Here is a 17,275-nt window from a genome sequence, read left to right on the forward strand (position 1 = left end):
CGAGGGTGGCATCAGTCTCCCTCGTTTTTCTTTTTAGCCCCATATACATTTCCCGCAAAAATTTACTGCCATGCTTTACGATACAGCCCCTATGGTTTCCTGTATCATGCCCACCTACAACCGCAGGGAGTTCATTCCTAATGCCATCCGTTATTTCCTGCGACAGGACTACGATAACAAGGAACTGATCATAATTGATGATGGCACAGACAATATAGCAGACCTGGTGCCGGATGCGCCTATGATCCGCTATTACCGGCTGGATCAGAAGATCACGCTGGGTGCCAAACTGAACCTGGCTGCCGGTTATGCCAACGGAGATATTATTGCCCACTGGGATGACGATGACTGGTATGCCGTGCGCCGGCTGAAGTACCAGGTAAGTGCATTGCAGCAGGCGCAGACAGATGTTTGTGGTATCAATCACCTGCTGTATTATGATCTGCAGAAACAAAATGCCTACCAGTATATTTATCCTGCCAACCAGCGGGTGTGGCTGTTGGGGAGTTCGCTTTGCTATACCCGCGAAACATGGAACCGGCACCGCTTTGCGGAGATCGATGTAGGGATGGACGGCCTGTTTGTATGGAGCATGTCGTCAGACCGGGTAACGGTGTTGCCGGATCCTACCTTCTCGGTGCACATGATCCACAACAGCAATGTAAGTCCGAAGAAAACAGATGGTACCTGGTGGCATCATTTTCCTGTGGAGGAAATAGAAAAAGTAATGGGGCCGGACTGGCCCATGTACAGCACTAACGGTATTGTAGTGCCGCAGCCTGTTGTGCAGACGCCTGTATTGCACGACAGGACCGTAATACAGCCTTATAAGCAGTTGCAGAACGTATATGCATGCCTGGTGCATGAGAATGAAGACTGCATTATTGACCTGGTACGGAACCTGCATCACCTTGACCCTGATGCGGTGATCCTGTTGTACAACGGTGGCCAGCAAACCGGCCTGATGAAGCAGCACTTTCCTTTTCATACATTCAACGCATACATACATCCATCGCCCGTTCCGGCAAGATGGGGATACCTGCATAGCTTTGCCCTTAATTGTATGGAATATGCGCTGGAGCATTTTCCTTTTGATACCATTACCATTGTAGATTCAGATCAGCTGGCCATACGCAGCGGTTTTACAGACTACATCAGCCGTTTCTTTTCCGCTGCGGAAGATGATGTAGGCATGTTGTCAAGCCGGCAGGAAATAGTGAACAGGGATACCAATATTGCACCAGCCATCCATGCGTTCCGGGAGTACGAGCTATGGCAGCCTTTCCTGAGAAAGTTTAAAGATGGAGAAAGCAAATTCCTGCACTGGACCTTCTGGCCCTCCACCGTGTTTACTGCCGATGCCGCGCGAGACCTGGTAAAGATCTTCAAAGAAGACGGGCAGCTGCAGGACATTATGCAGGCGTCCGGGATTTGGGCTACCGAAGAGATCATACTGCCTACCATTACCCGTTTGCTGGGTTATAACATTGTGCAGAACCCCAGCAGTTACGACTATGTAAAATACAAGGTAGCCTACAGCATATCTGACCTGGAACATGCTTTCCGCAGAACGGATGCTTTCTGGATGCATCCGGTGCCCAGGCAGTACAATGATCCGCTCAGAACACATGCCCGGAAAAGGTTCGGGCATTATGTAGATAACACCTCCCATTTACTAAACAATGCAGCTCCCGCTATGTTACTTGCATCCAACCTTTTGAATAAGGTAAAACAGATAGAAGGATGGCTGGACGACCAGGAAGCCGACCTGCTGATGTCCAGTGCCATTAAATCCGGTATTGACCTGCCTGCACCGCCGGTTATTGTAGAAATAGGCAGCTACCAGGGTAAATCTACCGTACTGCTGGGCAGCGTGATGAAAACCTATTTCCCGCAGGGAAAGGTGTATGCCATAGACCCGCATGAAGGCGTGGTGGGTGCAGCAGATCAGGGTTTGCAGGCAACGCCGCCTACCCTGGTCAGGTTCAGGCAGAATATTGAAAATGCCGGTTTATCATCAGTGGTAGAGACGATTAAAGAATTCTCCTTTAACGTGAAATGGGAAACACCGATCTCTTTATTGTTCATTGATGGATTGCATGATTATCCTAATGTAGCAAGGGATTTCTGGCACTTTGCCGGCTGGGTGAAAAAGGGCGGGTATATTGCTTTTCATGACTATGCGGATTATTACCCCGGTGTGCAGGCTTTTGTGAATGAGCTACTGGGAACAGGGGCGTATAAGAAAGTGCAGCAGGCAAATAGTTTGATGGTGGTGCAGAAGGTTTAAATCTCCCAACGACCATGAAAAAACGTTCCCGCGCCGTCGTTACCATGGCGCAGAATGAAGCGGTATTCTTACCTATCTGGTGGAAATACTACTCCCAATTCTTTGCACCGGAAGACATTTACATCCTCGACCATGATACCGTAGACGGATCTACTTCCGGGCCGGGTTTTGTACGTGTACCCGTTTCTCACCCCGTAACCGACTGGGCATGGCACCGCGATATGCTGCAGCTGCAGCAGCACCGCCTGATCGACGAATATGACATGGTGCTTTGCACAGATGCAGACGAGATCGTAGCGCCTGATCCCGCTACCGGTAACCTGGGCGACTACCTGGACCGCTTTGAAGGAGAATTTGTGAACTGTTGCGGTTATGAAGTGCTGCACATGCATGAAACCGAAAGCCCCCTGGACCACTCACGGCCTATCCTGCAGCAGCGGGCGCACTGGTATCATAACCCCGTTTATTCCAAACCCTTACTGGCAACAGTGCCCATGCAATGGCACGGCGGTTTGCATACCCGGGTAGATGGAAGAACGGCAGCAGACAGCTCCCTCTACCTCATTCACCTGCATCGCATGGATTATGATATCTGTTATCAGCGGCATTGCCAGCGTTCTTCCCGCCCCTGGAACCAGCGGGATATTGATGAACGCTGGGGCTACCAGAACAGGATCACGGAAGCCGGGCAGTTCAGGCAGTGGTTCTATCATGACAGCTGTTCTGCTACACCGATATCGGTAGAGCGGATACCTGATAAATGGAGAAATGTAATTTGATCTTTTCCCTCCGGAACACTATATGGGAAGCGAACAACAGGCCGTTGCCAAAACACAGCAGGCTACTGTAAACGAAGCTGTGAAGACCGCGCCGAAAACCGAACACGCTGAAAACAGCATGCTGGCCACGGAAGGGCCGCCGCATGATTTTGGCCGTGTGTCGCTCTATGGCCCGCCCCCCGCGCAGCCCAGGCAAAACAGGGCGCCTTTTGTAGGACGCGATGCACAGGGGCAGCTGGAAATACAGGAAGGAGATCCTTCCGCAAGACGCCGGCCAGCTGCGGGTCAGTACCTGCGGCACGGCGCTACCGTGGAACGGGAGAACCAGATCCGCGCAGAGCACAACATACCCGCCAGGGGATACCGCTTGCGGGATCCTTACTGCGGTGAATCCTATTACCGCGACAGGGCAGCCCCCGCCACTATGCATTGGCAGGATGCACAGGATAATTCAGGGGATACTTACCTGCAGCATTGCGAGTACCTGCGTTCTCAATTGCCGGAGAACAGGAATGGCCGCTACCGCATTGATGAACTGATACCCGAAGGCGCTGCCGCTTCAGAAGAAGGGGTGATACAGCGTAAATGTGATTGCGGCGGTGAGTGTCCCAAATGCAAGGCCGCCGCACATGCGGCTCATGATGTGCCATCCATTGTGCATGAAAACCTGCAGTCTGCCGGTCAGCCGTTGGATAGCACCAGCCGCGCCTATTTCGGGCAACGCTTCGGACATGATTTCAGTAATGTAAAAGTACACAACGATGCGCGTGCACATGCATCGGCGCGTGCCGTACATGCAGCCGCCTATACGGTAGGAAGTACGATTACATTCGGTGCGGGGCAGTACCAGCCCGGTACAGCTGCGGGCAGGCGATTACTGGCGCATGAACTGACCCATGTGGTACAACAGCAGCAAGCCGCAGCAACGCCGCAGGCGGCATCGTTGAAACTGGGCGCTCCCGCCGGTGCGGCAGAACAGGAAGCCTCCCGGATCGCCGATGCTATTGGTGAGCAGGGGAGCCTGCCGCCGGTCACCGCTCAACCTGCGTTGAGCCTTGCCCGTGCCCCTTTTGATGTAGAGGGTATCTCAGCAGCCGTGAACAGCGAAAAGGCGAAAGAAATAGATCCTAAAGGTCCTTTATATCCTTTCTGGCCCGCGATGCCGGTTACCAGGCTTTTCTCAGACTTCGGGCTGAATCCTCCACAGGGAGAGATCACCATGGCGGCAGATTATCCCAGTACGTTCAAAAAGCCAACGGATACCTCCCGCCTGATCAGTCCTGAGCAGAAGACCACCCCCGATTCTCCGGTACCCTTATCCAATATCCCGGTGGAAGCGCACTTTTTTCCCAGTGTGATGCCTGCTAAAGGAAAGGCACTGGTAGTGGGCGGCTTTCATGGAGATGAGCGGCCGGGTTTCCAGGCAACGGATGCGCTGGTAGAAGAAATGCGAAACAATTTTGGCGCGGGCCTGGCTTTCAATACCATCGTGATCCCCCGCTTTAATGCCGGTGCTATCAAAGACGAGTTGGATGGTGTGAAGTTCTGGCGTAACCGCTGCAACCGTCAGCGGGTAGATCTCAACCGCGATTTCCCGACAGGCGCGAAGGGGAAGGATACGGACTGCCCCAATACCGGTAAAGCGCCCCGGCAACCGGAAACGGTAGCCCTCATCAACCTCATAGAAAAATTTAAACCTGACCGCATTGTATCTGTTCATGCCATTTCCACTCCCTCCAGCGCGGGCATTTTTGCAGATCCGGCTGACAGCAAGGAAGCCGTTGAACTGGCGCGTGGTATGGCCACAACGCTCGTGAATCCTTCAGACAGGCCGGCCAACCAGTTGGGTACCGCTCCCGATAAATTCAACGCAGTGTACCCGCTGGACAGGGGTAAGAAAACGCCCAGTGCAGGCACCAGTCTGGGTGCATGGGCGCCGAAGGCTGCAAGGCCGGGGGAGACCACGCCTGTGATCACTATAGAGGCGCCTAAATTCAAGGACCTTGGCAAAGGCAGGGGAGATGAGGCGCGCACCGTTGAAGGCTTTGTAAGGCCCTTAAGGGCTTTCCTGGATGATCCTGATAAACTGACCACCGCTGCAGACCGTGATATCCTGAAAGACATTGACGCATTTGATGCGGCAGACAGGGTGGCTTTTCTTACCGGTATCAAGCCTGCAAATAAAAATGATATCCTGAAACGGATAAAGTTCAGGGTAGACACCGCTATTGCCAGTCTCAACGCCATGAAGCCGCCGGTACGCATCAAAGCGGTGTCGGATATACGATTGTTCTCGGATACCTTCAGCGGAAACACATCGCAGTCGCAGATCGTTTTCGAAAAATTCTTTTTGTCCGGCAGCCGGGCACGTGGCTGGGACACCCTGCCCAACGCGTTTTTTAACAAAGGCGACCGTTCAAAGGGCGTGGACAGATCCAAATGGTTAGGCAGTACTTCCAAAGAGCGGCTGGACATTATACTGAAATTCTCCGCATTGCCCGGTACCTCCCGTCATCACTGGGGGACAGAGGTAGATTTGAACTCCGTGGAAGTGGCCGACTGGAAACCGGGAAAGAAAGATTCGCTGGCAGACCTGGATACCTGGCTGCAGGCCAATGCACCAAAAGTGGGGCTGATCCAAAGCTATACGGCAGGGCGTAAGGGCGGCTACAGTGAAGAGCCCTGGCATTACTCTTATGCACCGATTGCTGAAGGCCTGCGCAAACGCTACAACCGGGAAGTAAAGCTGGACGATGATGTACGTAACAAGATCAAAACTGAATTTGAGAAACGTGCAAAAGCGATAGGAGAGACCCTGCCTGCTGATTTTGAATCGGCACTGGTCGCAATAGATGTTGGGGCGCTGGTAAACGATATTGGTCCCGGACTTTGAACCATGCATCATGGGGAACGGAAAAGCACAACAGCCAAAACAATCATCACCTGCCACAAGAGGAATATTGCCGCCGTCACGTTCTGCACCTGGCGCCGGCGTAATGGCGGGCACTCCTCGTTTTGATCACGACTTCAGCAAAGTACGTGTACATGCAGACAGCAGCATACAATTACGCCGGCAGCTGGGCACCGCCAACACAACGGCGCCCGTTGCCAATGTATCGCCACGTAAGGAAATGCTGAACCAGTTAACAGATGAAACCACCCTCTTCAGCAATGCCAGCGCCATTGCAGCGTGGGTAAAAAGCAAGGCCCCTGCACCTGTTGCCGATACCACCGGCGCTTCGTTGACTGCGCCTCCGGCGTTTACTTTCACCACGGAAGAATTACTGAAGGATAAAGCACTGGTGAAGAAGATCAAGCCAAAGCCCGCGAAAGAGGAAGACCTTACCGCGATGCTGGATCTGCTGGTGAGCTATGGCTTCATAGAACGTGCGGCTGCTGCCACATCTGGAACGCCCGCTTCCTTTACACTGAAAAGAGACCCCAAAACTCAGTTGCCCGACCTTACTGCTTTTGATAAGGACAAAAAAAGCGTATCGGACTTCAAAGATAAATTTGAAAAGCGCCAGCAACGCCCCAGCCCGCTTGACCCCGTGGTAACCACCAGCGTGCTGCCTGGCAACATGGCTGCAGGTGCCGCGGCTGAGTTCAAGCGGGAGAAGACAGCGGAGACCAACCTGGCACAACTGAAGAAAGACCTGGAAGACCTGGACAAGAGCGGCGCCACAGACGAAAAGGCACAGGCGAAACGGAAAGCACTGGAAGCAAACATAGCAAAGGCGGAGAAAGCATATACCAACGCGCAGGGATTCCATACGTTTGCAGAAGATGTAACCAACCTGCTTACCCGGTTAAGCGCTGTTAATACCGACTGGAAAGCCGGTACTTACCCGGGCCATTCCTGGGGAGAATTCTCGGCAGACATTTTTCTGTCAACCAGTCTTGTAGAAGTCAAAGACATCGGCGATTACTCCGGTAAATACTGGAACCGCAAAGTGGTCCGGAAATTCTTTGACGACCTGAACGCCGAATGTGAGAAAGATGACCCGGTAAGCGGTAAATTTGCCTGGAGAGCTATCTACAACGATGTACCGCTGGCCGGCGAGATCAATAAGAAATTTGGCGCCGGCAGGGTACTGCAAAAGGAAAACCACGGCCCCCAGGGAAAGAAACTGCACATTCACCTGGACCTGAGACCGGTTAAACAGCGCCTGGATACCAAGAGCGGATTTGAGATCGATAAAGGGCGTATAAAGATCCTCTAAATTATTTGTTATGGCAAAAGGGATGTTACAACGGAAATGCGGTTGCGGGCAGTCCCACTCCGGCGGAGGCGAATGCCCCGAATGCCGGAAGAAACGCGAAGGCAGCCTGCAGCGTGCGCCATTACATGAAGCGGCGCCGGGCATCGCCCCGCCGGTGGTGCATGAGGTGCTGAATACACCGGGGCAACCGCTGGACGCAGGTACCCGTGCCGTTATGGAACCGCATTTCGGTCATGATTTTGGCCATGTAAGGATCCATACCGGCGACAGTGCAGCCGCATCGGCACGTGCGGTGAATGCGCAGGCCTATACCGTTGGCCGCGATATTGTTTTCGGGGAGGGCGGTTATGCACCCGGACAGCCGGGCGGACAAGAACTGCTGGCGCATGAACTGACGCATGTGGTACAGCAATCCGGCGCCCCTTCACCCGCCGGACCCATATCCATAGGCGCGGCAGGCGACGCCTTTGAACAGGAGGCAGAAAGCAATGCGCACAGCATTGGCAGCCGCGAAGGAAATGTGAGCAGCCGCCATGCAGCCGCTGGCCTTTTGCAAAAAAATCCTGAGCCGCCATCACCTTTTCCCGCACTGCATCTGCCAACAGATTCCGTATCACTGGATGCGGGCGATACACCGGGTGTGGAAAACCCCAAACTGGTACAGCTGGCCGCCGCTTTCAAGGCAATGATCGCCACTAACCCCGGCGCCTATATTAAACTATCGTCCTACCTCAGTGAAGCGGCCAAAATGAACAGCGCCAAATCAAAGGAAGAGCAGGGGCAGCTGCAACAGCGGATGCGTGCTTTTCAGCAGGCACTGGTGCTGCTGGGGGTTCCTGCTGCCGGTATACAGATAGAGCCTGCCACTGTCTACAGCACCCGGGGCGCGGGCGTGATCACCGCCGATCTCTATAAAGCGCCCCGGGCATTACCGCCCGGCTTACTGCTGCCGCCATCGCCCGCCGGGGGCCTCGGACAACCAGCTCCGGGACCTGCACCCGCACCCGCGGGCGGCAAATCGTTGAGCGACCTGCTTTCTTTCAAGTTCAAAGCAGGGCCGCTGGAGTTTGCAGTAGAACTACCTAAATCCGTGTCGGCAAAACTGCCGGTATCCCTGGGCGCAGCCAGATCGCTGGCCTTTGAGCTGAAGGCAGAGACCTCGGGGGACTTTTCCTTTGCGATCGCACTGAATGGTTTACCACATGTAAAGGTATCTGCCAAAGTGGGCGTGAAAGTAGACAAGGATAAGGGCACTAGCGGCTCTGCAGGCCTGGAGATCAGCACTACCAGGACCATCTGCAATGCGCCCAGCCCGGAATCACTGAAGAAAAAGATCACAGATGCAGGCGAAAAGCTGAAGAAGGCCATGAAAGAACTGGAAACGGCCCAATCAGAGGATCGGCTGCTCAAGCTGGCAGACATTGCCGGCGCGATAGGCGAGATGTACGACGCAGTAGAAAAAGCAAAAGGCAGCTGCAAACAGGTGCCACGCGCTACTTTCAACCTGGGTATACAGGGGCCGTTGGCGCCCAGCGATGCTGCCCTGAACGATCCCGACCCGAAGAAGCGCCCGTCTACCTTCATCGGCGGAACGCTTACCATTCCGTTCTGATATTTTAAGCCGCCGCCTATGCAACAGCAAGCCATCAAACAGCCGCCTAAGATACCGGCTGTTACGAAAGACGAAAACATGAAACTACACCGCAAATGCGGTTGTAAGCATACATCTGCCGGGGAAGGAGAATGTGAGGAGTGTAAGAAAAAACACGGCCATCAACTACAACGCGCACCTGCTAACGCAAAGCGTACAGACGAAGTGCCGGATGTGGTATATGATGTGTTGCAATCACCCGGCCATTCATTAGATCCGGGGATACGCCGGTTTATGGAGCCGCGTTTTGATCACGATTTCAGCCGCGTGCGGGTGCATACAGACGCCAGGGCAGGGGAGTCTGCCAGGGCGGTTAATGCATTGGCGTATACGGTTGGCCGTGATATTGTTTTTGCCGATGGTCAGTACAGTGCTGCCACCAGGGAAGGACAGCAGCTGATTGCCCACGAGCTCACACATACCATCCAGCAGCAGGGTTTTGCCGGAGCGCCTGGTCGGCTGTCGCTTGATTCCCCGGGCAGTACCCATGAACGGGAAGCCGAGCAGGTATCTGCCGCCGTATTATCCGGTAATAGGGGTGGGCGTCCCGGCGCCCAAAGCGCCGCTGCGCCAATGGTATCCCGCGCAGATCCGGATGCCGTGGGCTTCACCATACGGGAAGGGCAGGTGGCCCGTTCCGGAGTGCAGTTCTTTCCTGTAAATGTAACCGATACCGTGGTAGGGCCGGTAACAGTACAGGGCGGCCTGCAAAGCGGCGGCGCCAACCGCCTGCATGTGATCATCGGGAGGGGAATGACCCTGCGCCGCCTGGCGCGTATACTGCTGCCCCTGTGGACCACTGCAACGCCGTTTACCCCTGCAGGTGCTGCTGCGCCTTTACCGCTGGATATCATTACAGAAGAAGAGCTGGCGCAGGGACTGATGATGTACAACGATACTTACCTGCGCATTCCTTTCATGACCAACTGGCGGGAAGGCCTGCGTTTCCCGCTGCCGGTGGAGCTGAACGGTACTATTGGTACCTTGCATCCCCTGCAGATAAAAGGCCTGGCAGGTACCTTTGATCCCCAGCATGCACCTTTGCTGGACAGGCCTGCTGCCAGCGCGGCCCCCGGACCAAACGACACCCCGGTGCAGCTGGATGTAGCCATCTTCCTGTCGGTAGAGACCACTGCACTGTCCCGCGGTATGGCACTGATAGCCAGGGCGCTGACCAATGCCCAGGCAGAGCTGCCTTTTATCCGCGAAGCTTTCAGGCAGACTGCCGGTCCGGCTGCATTCGATATGGCCCTTGCCTTTATGGACAACATCGTCAGTAACGAAATAGCCGTATTGGCGGCACAAAGGGACGGTAACGCCATCCTTACGGAAATACGTACCGCGCTGGCTGCGGCGCCGGCAACACCTTCTGCAGCCCAGCAGCAAAGCCTTACCAGGGCCAATGCCATGCTGGCGGCAGCTGCGCCCGCACCCGCACTGGCGCCCCCCACCACCGTGCGTACCCGCGCAGAAAAGACGGTTACAATAGACACCCTGCAACTGGAGGGTTCCACCAAGAACATCGCTACTGATTTTGCGGTGGCCAATGCCATCTTCTCACAATGCAATATACGGGTGGTACAGGGCGTGAATGCCCCCGCGCCACAACCCCCTGCTCCCACTACGCAGGCCATGCTGGGCGGAGATACAGACCTGCGTTCCGGTAACAATTGCCTGGCGCCATCCCCTGAAGAGACAAGGTTGTTCAGGGATGGCAGCGCCAATGCAGGTTTTACCGCCAGGTTCCGCGCTTTCTATGTGGACAGCGTCAGCAACATTGCAGCTGCCGCCTACTCCTGCAACCCGGGTTCAACTCCGCACCCGCTTTTCCGTAACACCATCGTCGTATCCAACACCGCAGATACGGCCACCCTGGCGCATGAACTGGGGCATATCCTGATCAATACAGGCCATATTCCCGGTCCCGCCCTGATGGATGCCACAGCAACAGGAGCAGGTACACAAATTCCGGCTATCAGCGATGCGAATTGCACAACGGCGTATAATAATGCCTAACTTGCGGTTCAGCTTTTTATACTTATGAATCATCCTGGTCTTGAAAAACGTAACAATGTCTATATTCACCGCGATGCTGAACCCGATGCTGCGTTTGCAAAGGTTTACCTGGCCCTGAGAGAAAAAGAGAAAAGAGTATACAGCCGCGAAGAGCTGGCAAATTTACCGGATATACGCGCAGATCATCCGCATTATCATGAATGGCGGGTGCGCAAGGCCTCCTGTGAAAAGCTGAAATCCCTTTTAGCTGCAAAACAAAAGCCACTGCAAATACTGGAAGTAGGCTGCGGCAACGGATGGCTGTCTAACCAGCTGGCAAAAGTACCTGATACACAGGTAACCGGCCTTGATGTAAACCTGCCGGAGCTGGAGCAGGGCGCAGCTGTTTTCAGCGCTTCCAACCTGCGTTTTGTGTATGGAGAATTACGTGATTTTGTGCTGGGCACCCAGCGTTTCGATGTAATCATTTTTGCTGCTGCGGTGGCTTATTTCCCTTCCCTGCCGGAGATCATCCGGGTAGCCCTGCAACACCTGCAACCCGGCGGCGAGATCCATATTGTAGACACTTTCTTTTACGAAAAGAGCGAGCTGCCCGCTGCCAGGCAGCGTACCCTGGACTATTACGGTAAAATGGGCTTTCCTGAAATGGCCCGTCATTATTTTCATTTCAGCCTGGAGGACCTGGATGGCTTTAACTACACCATACTGCAAAAGAATAACCCTTTTTTACAGCGATTATTACGGAGACCAAGAAAGTTCCACTGGGTATGTATCCGTCCGGATTAACCCTGTTTGATCACTTCCTCACTTCCTGCTCTTTACCCGCTTTTCCCCTTACAAACGGCTACGCACGTACGTGCAAAGGAATGCTGTTGCGGCTATGTAATGCCGGATTGCCACTGCGCAATTAAATTACTACTTTTACCCCTGGTAAAATGATAGGAAACAGCATGAATCTGCACAGTTTTGCGGACAGTCCATTCCAGATAGCGCTTTGTTTTTACACGGTGATCGAGCACCTGGAAAAGGTGGCCGCAGATCCATCGAATGAAGGGGCTGCCCGCGCACAGGCGTTGCTGCAGGATGTTGCGCCCTACCCTGAACTGAGAAACGGGATTACAGACATGGCCCAGCTGGAACAGCATGCCGGACTGATACGCCGGCTCCTGGCGGATTACTTCCCGGCTGCGCTGACCTTAAACGAGATCAAGGCGGTGGCGCTGCCTTATGAGGCTCTCATCTTCAATCATACAGAGCGGTTCAAAAACATCCTTCGTGATGCTGGTCCGGGTTTCTCCATTAATATCCGTGACCTTGATGTAGACCAGGCCTACATCGCCAGCTGCTGTATCATCCTCAATGAGTTTTACGGCACGCGCCTGGATTTCACCCAGCCGCTGTTCTACGATATTCCCACTGCAGAAGGCATTATCAAACACTACCGCATCCTGTACAATGCGGATTTCATGGATATCTATCCCACCGAAAGATCTGTGGTGCTTACCAGGGAAGATATTGACCTGCTGCTGAACAGCTATGACAACATCACCCTGTGGAGAGAGAAGTTCCCGCCGCAGTCCTGGTTGCTCAAAGGCTTCACCCTCATGTCATTATACGATGCCACGGTGGAAAACGCGGTGTCTGCCCTGAAGGGAAAACTGCTGTCTGTACAGGCAGATAACCTGGAGAACAGCATTGAAAACATCTTCCGTTCCATCTTCCGGATGCCGGACATCCAGGTGGGTCTTACGGTGCTGGACGAGGAGGAGGGCACCCTGCGCACGGATGGTTTGGGCCGCCGGATGCGGAGCTTCATCCTGCAGGAAGACAATAATGTATCCCCGGCGGAGGTGCTGTGCAATAATGCCTACCGTTGCCTGTTGAAGAAAAGGGGCTATTTTGCCGTGGCAGATACCACGGAATACCTGGCCGCCAACCCTGACAGCCTCATGGCTACCCGTCTTTTGTCGCAGAATGTGAACAGTTTTATCCTGGCGCCGGTGGTCAAAAACCAGCAGCTGTTTGGTGTGCTGGAAGTTGTATCCGCTGTGCCCAAGGCGCTGAACAGCATCAATGCCAACAAGCTGGATGTGGTGATGCCTTACCTGACAGACAACATTGAACGCCTGGTGGCCGAATGGCATAACCAGATACAGGCGGTGATACAGGACCGTTACACCGCCATACACCGCAGCGTATACTGGAAATTCAGGCAGGAGGCCAAAAAGCTCATCGCCGCGCTGCAGGAAGGCAGCCAGGTTTCGCTGAGTGAGATCGTGTTCCCGGATGTATACCCGCTCTACGGCCAGATCGATATCAAAGGTTCTTCTGACGCCCGTAACGACAGCATCCGCAAGGACCTGAGAAAGCAGCTGCACGCCGTCAGTGCCCTGCTGGAAGCATTACCATCCGGCATGCTGGAGGCGGAAAAGCCATTGCTGGAGGAGCATATGCGGGAGCTGGCCCAACCACTGCGCGCAGATACCGAACAACTGCTGACCCATTACCTGGACAACCATATACAGCTGCTGCTCAAGCCCTTCAGCGGCGACCACCAGGTAGATGAATATTTCCGGGAGGCCGACAAGGAAAAGGGCGCCTTTCACGCCCAGCGCAGGAAGTTTGAACAGACCATCTCGGAGATCAACGGCAACCTGGCCGCGGTGATAGACCGCCGCCAGAAATCCGCACAGGGTATCTTCCCGCACTACTACGAGCGTTTTAAAACGGACGGGGTAGAGCATAACCTGTATATAGGGGCCTCCATCTCACCAAGGGGCGGCTTTGACCTGGAAAAGTTACAGGCCATCCGCCTCTGGCAGCTGGAAGTGCTTTGCGCCATGGACGCGGCCCACCGCAGCATCAAAGCGGCCCTGCCTATTCCATTGGACGTGACCGCCCTGATACTGGTATACCATGCCACCATCGCCATCCGCTTCCGTATGGATGAAAAGCGCTTTGATGTGGATGGCAGTTACAACGCCCGCTTTGAGATCGTGAAGAAACGGATTGACAAGGCCCACGTGAAAGACAGCATCGAGCGGATTGTACAGGCCGGGGCCCTGACCATTGTATATTCCAGCCACGCGGAAGAGGAGGAATACCTGCAGTATGTCCGTATCCTGCAATCCAGGGGGAAGCTGGACAGCCGGGTGGAGCACCTGGAAGTGGAGGATCTGCAAGGGGTGTCCGGGCTGAGGGCATTACGGGTTAAGATCACCGCGGTGTAGGAATGTTTGAATTTTGCAAGTTTTTCTTTGATTCTCATAACTGCGTAACCTCATTTGGGCCGTAATTTTGAATAGAAATTCATTTTTATGGCAAAAACAGAGACACTGGAAGATTTTTACCGGCAGAAACTGAACTGGCTGCCGGAAAACCTGAAACAGGATATCGGGCATTTTAACGTATTCCGCATGGAAGACTGTGTAGGCCCGGGTAAAACCCCGGTGCAATACACCCGCCGCGATTTCTACAAAATAGGCGTCGGCAGCGGAAAGACAGTGTATCACTACGCAGACAAAAGCCTGGAAGCGGAGGGACCTACCCTGATGTTCTTCAATCCAATGGTGCCATATACCTACGAGGTACTTTCAGAGGAGCCTACCGGTTACTTCTGCATATTTAAGGAAGCTTTCTTTACAGAGCAGCTGAAAGGCAGCATTAAAGAACTGCCGATGTTCAGCCCCGGAGCCAAACCCAGCTATTCCCTGAATGCGGCGCAGGAACAGTATGTTAACCAGGTATTTGAAAAAATGCTTGAAGAGATCCGTTCGGATTACATCTACAAATATGACCTGATCCGTAACTACATCATGGAGATCATCCATTATGCACTGAAGATCCAGCCAACGGAAAGACTCTACCAGCATGCCGATGCCAATACCAGGCTCACCACCATCTTCACAGAGCTGCTGGAACGGCAGTTCCCGATAGAATCACCCCGCCAGCGTTTTACATTGCGTTCTGCCAGGGCCTTTGCCGACCAGCTGGCCGTTCATGTGAACCACCTTAACCGCGCCATCCGCATTACCACCGGTAAAACCACTACAGAGCACATCTTTGAAAGGCTGACTGCCGAAGCAAAGGCCCTGCTGAGGCATACGGACTGGAATATATCGGAGATCAGCTATTGCCTGGGCTTTGAGGAACCCGCGCATTTTAATCATTTCTTTAAGAAGCAGACCAGCGTAACGCCTTCCGCTTTCAGACATTAGCCATGATCGTTGTAATCAATACGAGGGACCTGTATGTGATCGCACATTTTCCCCGCCGGCAAATGGCCCGTTATGTCTGTTCTTTCCGGAAAGATTTTCTTGACGGCCAGCAGGGATCCCAATATCATTTATTCCCGGTACTGCCTGAAGCCGGCCGCTCCGTTTTTTACCTGGATGACCGCCAGGATACGGACGTGGCCAGGATATTGCAGAAGATCAACGAGGAGAAAGGTTCCGGGTATGTCTTTTCAGACGATCTGCAGCGCACCTATATCATAGAGCTGATCCATTATATTACCAAACTCCATTACCAGGCTCCTCCCTCCGCAAACTGATCATTACTACTCCACAGTTTGTTACCTAAAATCCCCGTTTAGGCATCTTTGCCGTTGAATCTGCTACGTAAAATCAACCATCCCGGAACCTGCATGTTTTTTGGAGCAGCGATTACAGCAGTTATCAATGATGCGTTTTTATTCGAAAGGATAAGCCCGCTTCGCGTATAGCCGCAACAGTAGTTTTTTAAAGACAGGTTCTTTACATTAGAGGTTTCCTAAAACAAGCATAGTGACAGACCACAAAAATTATGACGCAACCTTTTGCGGCAGGCTGCCGATCCATCAGACCAATTCTATCCAGCCGCATGGCGTGCTGCTATTGCTGGACAAGGATATTGAAACGATAGTACAGGTAAGCGAGAATGTTCGGCAACTGCTGAAACGCCCGGTACAGGAAGTAGCGGGGGCGGAAGCCGCCAGCTATATTACGGCTGCATCCCGGGAGGCCTTGCGTACCGCCCGGGAGGAGGGGTTTGAAGGTAAGTTGCCCCTTACGCTGACATTTAAATTACCTGATGGGGAAGAACAGGTGTTCTGCCTGTTGCATACCGCTGCAGAAGGTCTGATCATAGAAGCGGAGCTGAAAACATTCTACAGTACGCCTCCACGTACCTTTATAGAGATCTACCAGCGTATCCGGCAGGCCATGCAGCACATTAACCAGTGCAGCGACCTGGAAGAAGTGGCCAGGGTTACTGCCAGGGAGCTGAAGAAGATCACCGGTTTTGATAAGGTGATGGTGTACCGCTTTGATGAGAACTGGAACGGAACGGTGCTGGCAGAAGAGGCGGAGCCACAGATGGAAGCTTACCTGGGGCTTACCTTCCCTGCTTCTGATATCCCGAAGCCGGCGAGGGATATGTATGAAAAAAATCCCTACCGGCTTATTCCCAATCGCGAGTATACTCCCGTTAAATTATATCCTTTGCTGAACCCGCTCAGCAACGGCTTTACCAACCTGCTGAATGCAGACCTGCGCAGCGTGGCCTCCGTACATGTGGAGTACCTGAAGAACATGAACGTAATGGCGTCTATGTCTGCCCGTATCCTTTTCCAGGACCGCCTCTGGGGCCTGATTGCCTGTCATCACCGTACGGCCAGGTACCTTTCATTTGAAGAATGTGCGGTGGTGGAGATGATCTCCAGTATACTGAGCCAGAAGATCGCTTCCCTGGAAAACGCGGAGGCGGTACGTTTGCGGCAGGAGCTGAACAGCCGTTTTGCTGCCATTGTGGAGAACATGATAGATAGTACAGGCATGGTGGAAGCGTTTATGCAGCATGCGGGCCTGTTAAAGGAATTTTTGCATGCCAGCGGTATTGCTTTGTGCTGGGAGGGACAGATAGAAACGGAAGGCAGCACGCCGGAAACAGGCGATATAGAAACGCTGGTGTTCTGGCTGCGGCAGAAAGCACGGCAACAGATCTTTCACCAGCCGCAGCTGCCGCTGGTGTTTGAAGAAAGCAAAGCCTATGCAGACAGCGCCAGTGGTATCCTGGCATTGCCTATTCAGCCAGACAGGGGTAATTACCTGATAGCTTTCCGCCCTGAAATGATACGTACTATTTCCTGGGGCGGCAATCCCAATGAAGCCGTTCAGTTTGAACCAAATTCCACGGTCTACCATCCCCGGCATTCTTTCCAGGTATGGCAGCAAACCGTGCATCACACAGCAAAGAGCTGGCACCAGGAGGAAATAGCCGCCGCAGAACAGTTTCGCGGTTTCCTGGTACAGCATACGCTTAACAGGCTAAACTAAGA

11 protein-coding genes are annotated in these 17,275 nt (G+C 53.5%); all 11 read left to right on the plus strand.

Annotated elements, in window-relative coordinates; translation table 11 throughout:
- The first annotated feature begins 70 nt into the window (after window positions 1–70).
- The 11 genes from Q0577_RS07655 (at window position 71) to Q0577_RS07705 (ending at window position 17,273) form a co-directional block, all read left to right on the plus strand.
- Window positions 71–2,290 (plus strand): glycosyltransferase, encoded by a 2,220-nt coding sequence (locus Q0577_RS07655; RefSeq protein ID WP_298734422.1) that lies wholly within the window; start codon window positions 71–73, stop codon window positions 2,288–2,290.
- A 14-nt stretch (window positions 2,291–2,304) separates the two neighbouring features.
- Window positions 2,305–3,069 (plus strand): glycosyltransferase family 2 protein, encoded by a 765-nt coding sequence (locus Q0577_RS07660; protein WP_298734424.1) that lies wholly within the window; start codon window positions 2,305–2,307, stop codon window positions 3,067–3,069.
- Window positions 3,070–3,091: 22 nt separating this feature from the next.
- Window positions 3,092–5,962: a DUF4157 domain-containing protein gene (locus tag Q0577_RS07665; RefSeq protein ID WP_298734426.1), complete on the plus strand. Its 2,871-nt coding sequence runs from the start codon at window positions 3,092–3,094 to the stop codon at window positions 5,960–5,962.
- A 10-nt stretch (window positions 5,963–5,972) separates the two neighbouring features.
- Window positions 5,973–7,292, plus strand: a complete 1,320-nt coding sequence (locus tag Q0577_RS07670; protein WP_298734428.1) for a hypothetical protein — start codon at window positions 5,973–5,975, stop codon at window positions 7,290–7,292.
- A gap of 10 nt (window positions 7,293–7,302) precedes the next feature.
- A complete protein-coding gene (locus tag Q0577_RS07675; protein WP_298734430.1) occupies window positions 7,303–8,904 on the plus strand; it encodes a DUF4157 domain-containing protein in 1,602 nt (533 codons plus the stop codon).
- An 18-nt stretch (window positions 8,905–8,922) separates the two neighbouring features.
- Complete coding sequence (locus tag Q0577_RS07680; RefSeq protein WP_298734433.1) at window positions 8,923–10,959, plus strand: DUF4157 domain-containing protein; 2,037 nt, start codon at window positions 8,923–8,925, stop codon at window positions 10,957–10,959.
- Window positions 10,960–10,983: 24 nt separating this feature from the next.
- Window positions 10,984–11,745: a class I SAM-dependent methyltransferase gene (locus Q0577_RS07685; protein ID WP_298734436.1), complete on the plus strand. Its 762-nt coding sequence runs from the start codon at window positions 10,984–10,986 to the stop codon at window positions 11,743–11,745.
- Window positions 11,746–11,909: 164 nt separating this feature from the next.
- Window positions 11,910–14,189: a GAF domain-containing protein gene (locus tag Q0577_RS07690; RefSeq protein ID WP_298734439.1), complete on the plus strand. Its 2,280-nt coding sequence runs from the start codon at window positions 11,910–11,912 to the stop codon at window positions 14,187–14,189.
- Window positions 14,190–14,276: 87 nt separating this feature from the next.
- On the plus strand, window positions 14,277–15,176 hold the full coding sequence (locus Q0577_RS07695) for an AraC family transcriptional regulator (protein WP_298734442.1): 900 nt from the start codon (window positions 14,277–14,279) through the stop codon (window positions 15,174–15,176).
- A 2-nt stretch (window positions 15,177–15,178) separates the two neighbouring features.
- Window positions 15,179–15,511 carry a hypothetical protein gene (locus tag Q0577_RS07700; RefSeq protein WP_298734444.1) on the plus strand — a complete coding sequence of 111 codons (333 nt, stop codon included), beginning with the start codon at window positions 15,179–15,181 and terminating at the stop codon, window positions 15,509–15,511.
- A 232-nt stretch (window positions 15,512–15,743) separates the two neighbouring features.
- Complete coding sequence (locus tag Q0577_RS07705; RefSeq protein WP_298734446.1) at window positions 15,744–17,273, plus strand: GAF domain-containing protein; 1,530 nt, start codon at window positions 15,744–15,746, stop codon at window positions 17,271–17,273.
- Window positions 17,274–17,275: the final 2 nt, after the last annotated feature.

It is taken from the genome of uncultured Chitinophaga sp., from assembly GCF_937898475.1.
GTDB lineage: Bacteria > Bacteroidota > Bacteroidia > Chitinophagales > Chitinophagaceae > Chitinophaga.

Excerpts from the sequence above, each read along its gene's own strand:
- Q0577_RS07655 (WP_298734422.1), top strand. The coding sequence starts at position 71 with ATGCTTTACGATACAGCCCCTATGGTTTCCTGTATCATGCCCACCTAC.
- Q0577_RS07660 (WP_298734424.1), top strand. The coding sequence starts at position 2,305 with ATGAAAAAACGTTCCCGCGCCGTCGTTACCATGGCGCAGAATGAAGCG.
- Q0577_RS07665 (WP_298734426.1), top strand. The coding sequence starts at position 3,092 with ATGGGAAGCGAACAACAGGCCGTTGCCAAAACACAGCAGGCTACTGTA.
- Q0577_RS07670 (WP_298734428.1), top strand. The coding sequence starts at position 5,973 with ATGGGGAACGGAAAAGCACAACAGCCAAAACAATCATCACCTGCCACA.
- Q0577_RS07675 (WP_298734430.1), top strand. The coding sequence starts at position 7,303 with ATGGCAAAAGGGATGTTACAACGGAAATGCGGTTGCGGGCAGTCCCAC.
- Q0577_RS07680 (WP_298734433.1), top strand. The coding sequence starts at position 8,923 with ATGCAACAGCAAGCCATCAAACAGCCGCCTAAGATACCGGCTGTTACG.
- Q0577_RS07685 (WP_298734436.1), top strand. The coding sequence starts at position 10,984 with ATGAATCATCCTGGTCTTGAAAAACGTAACAATGTCTATATTCACCGC.
- Q0577_RS07690 (WP_298734439.1), top strand. The coding sequence starts at position 11,910 with ATGAATCTGCACAGTTTTGCGGACAGTCCATTCCAGATAGCGCTTTGT.
- Q0577_RS07695 (WP_298734442.1), top strand. The coding sequence starts at position 14,277 with ATGGCAAAAACAGAGACACTGGAAGATTTTTACCGGCAGAAACTGAAC.
- Q0577_RS07700 (WP_298734444.1), top strand. The coding sequence starts at position 15,179 with ATGATCGTTGTAATCAATACGAGGGACCTGTATGTGATCGCACATTTT.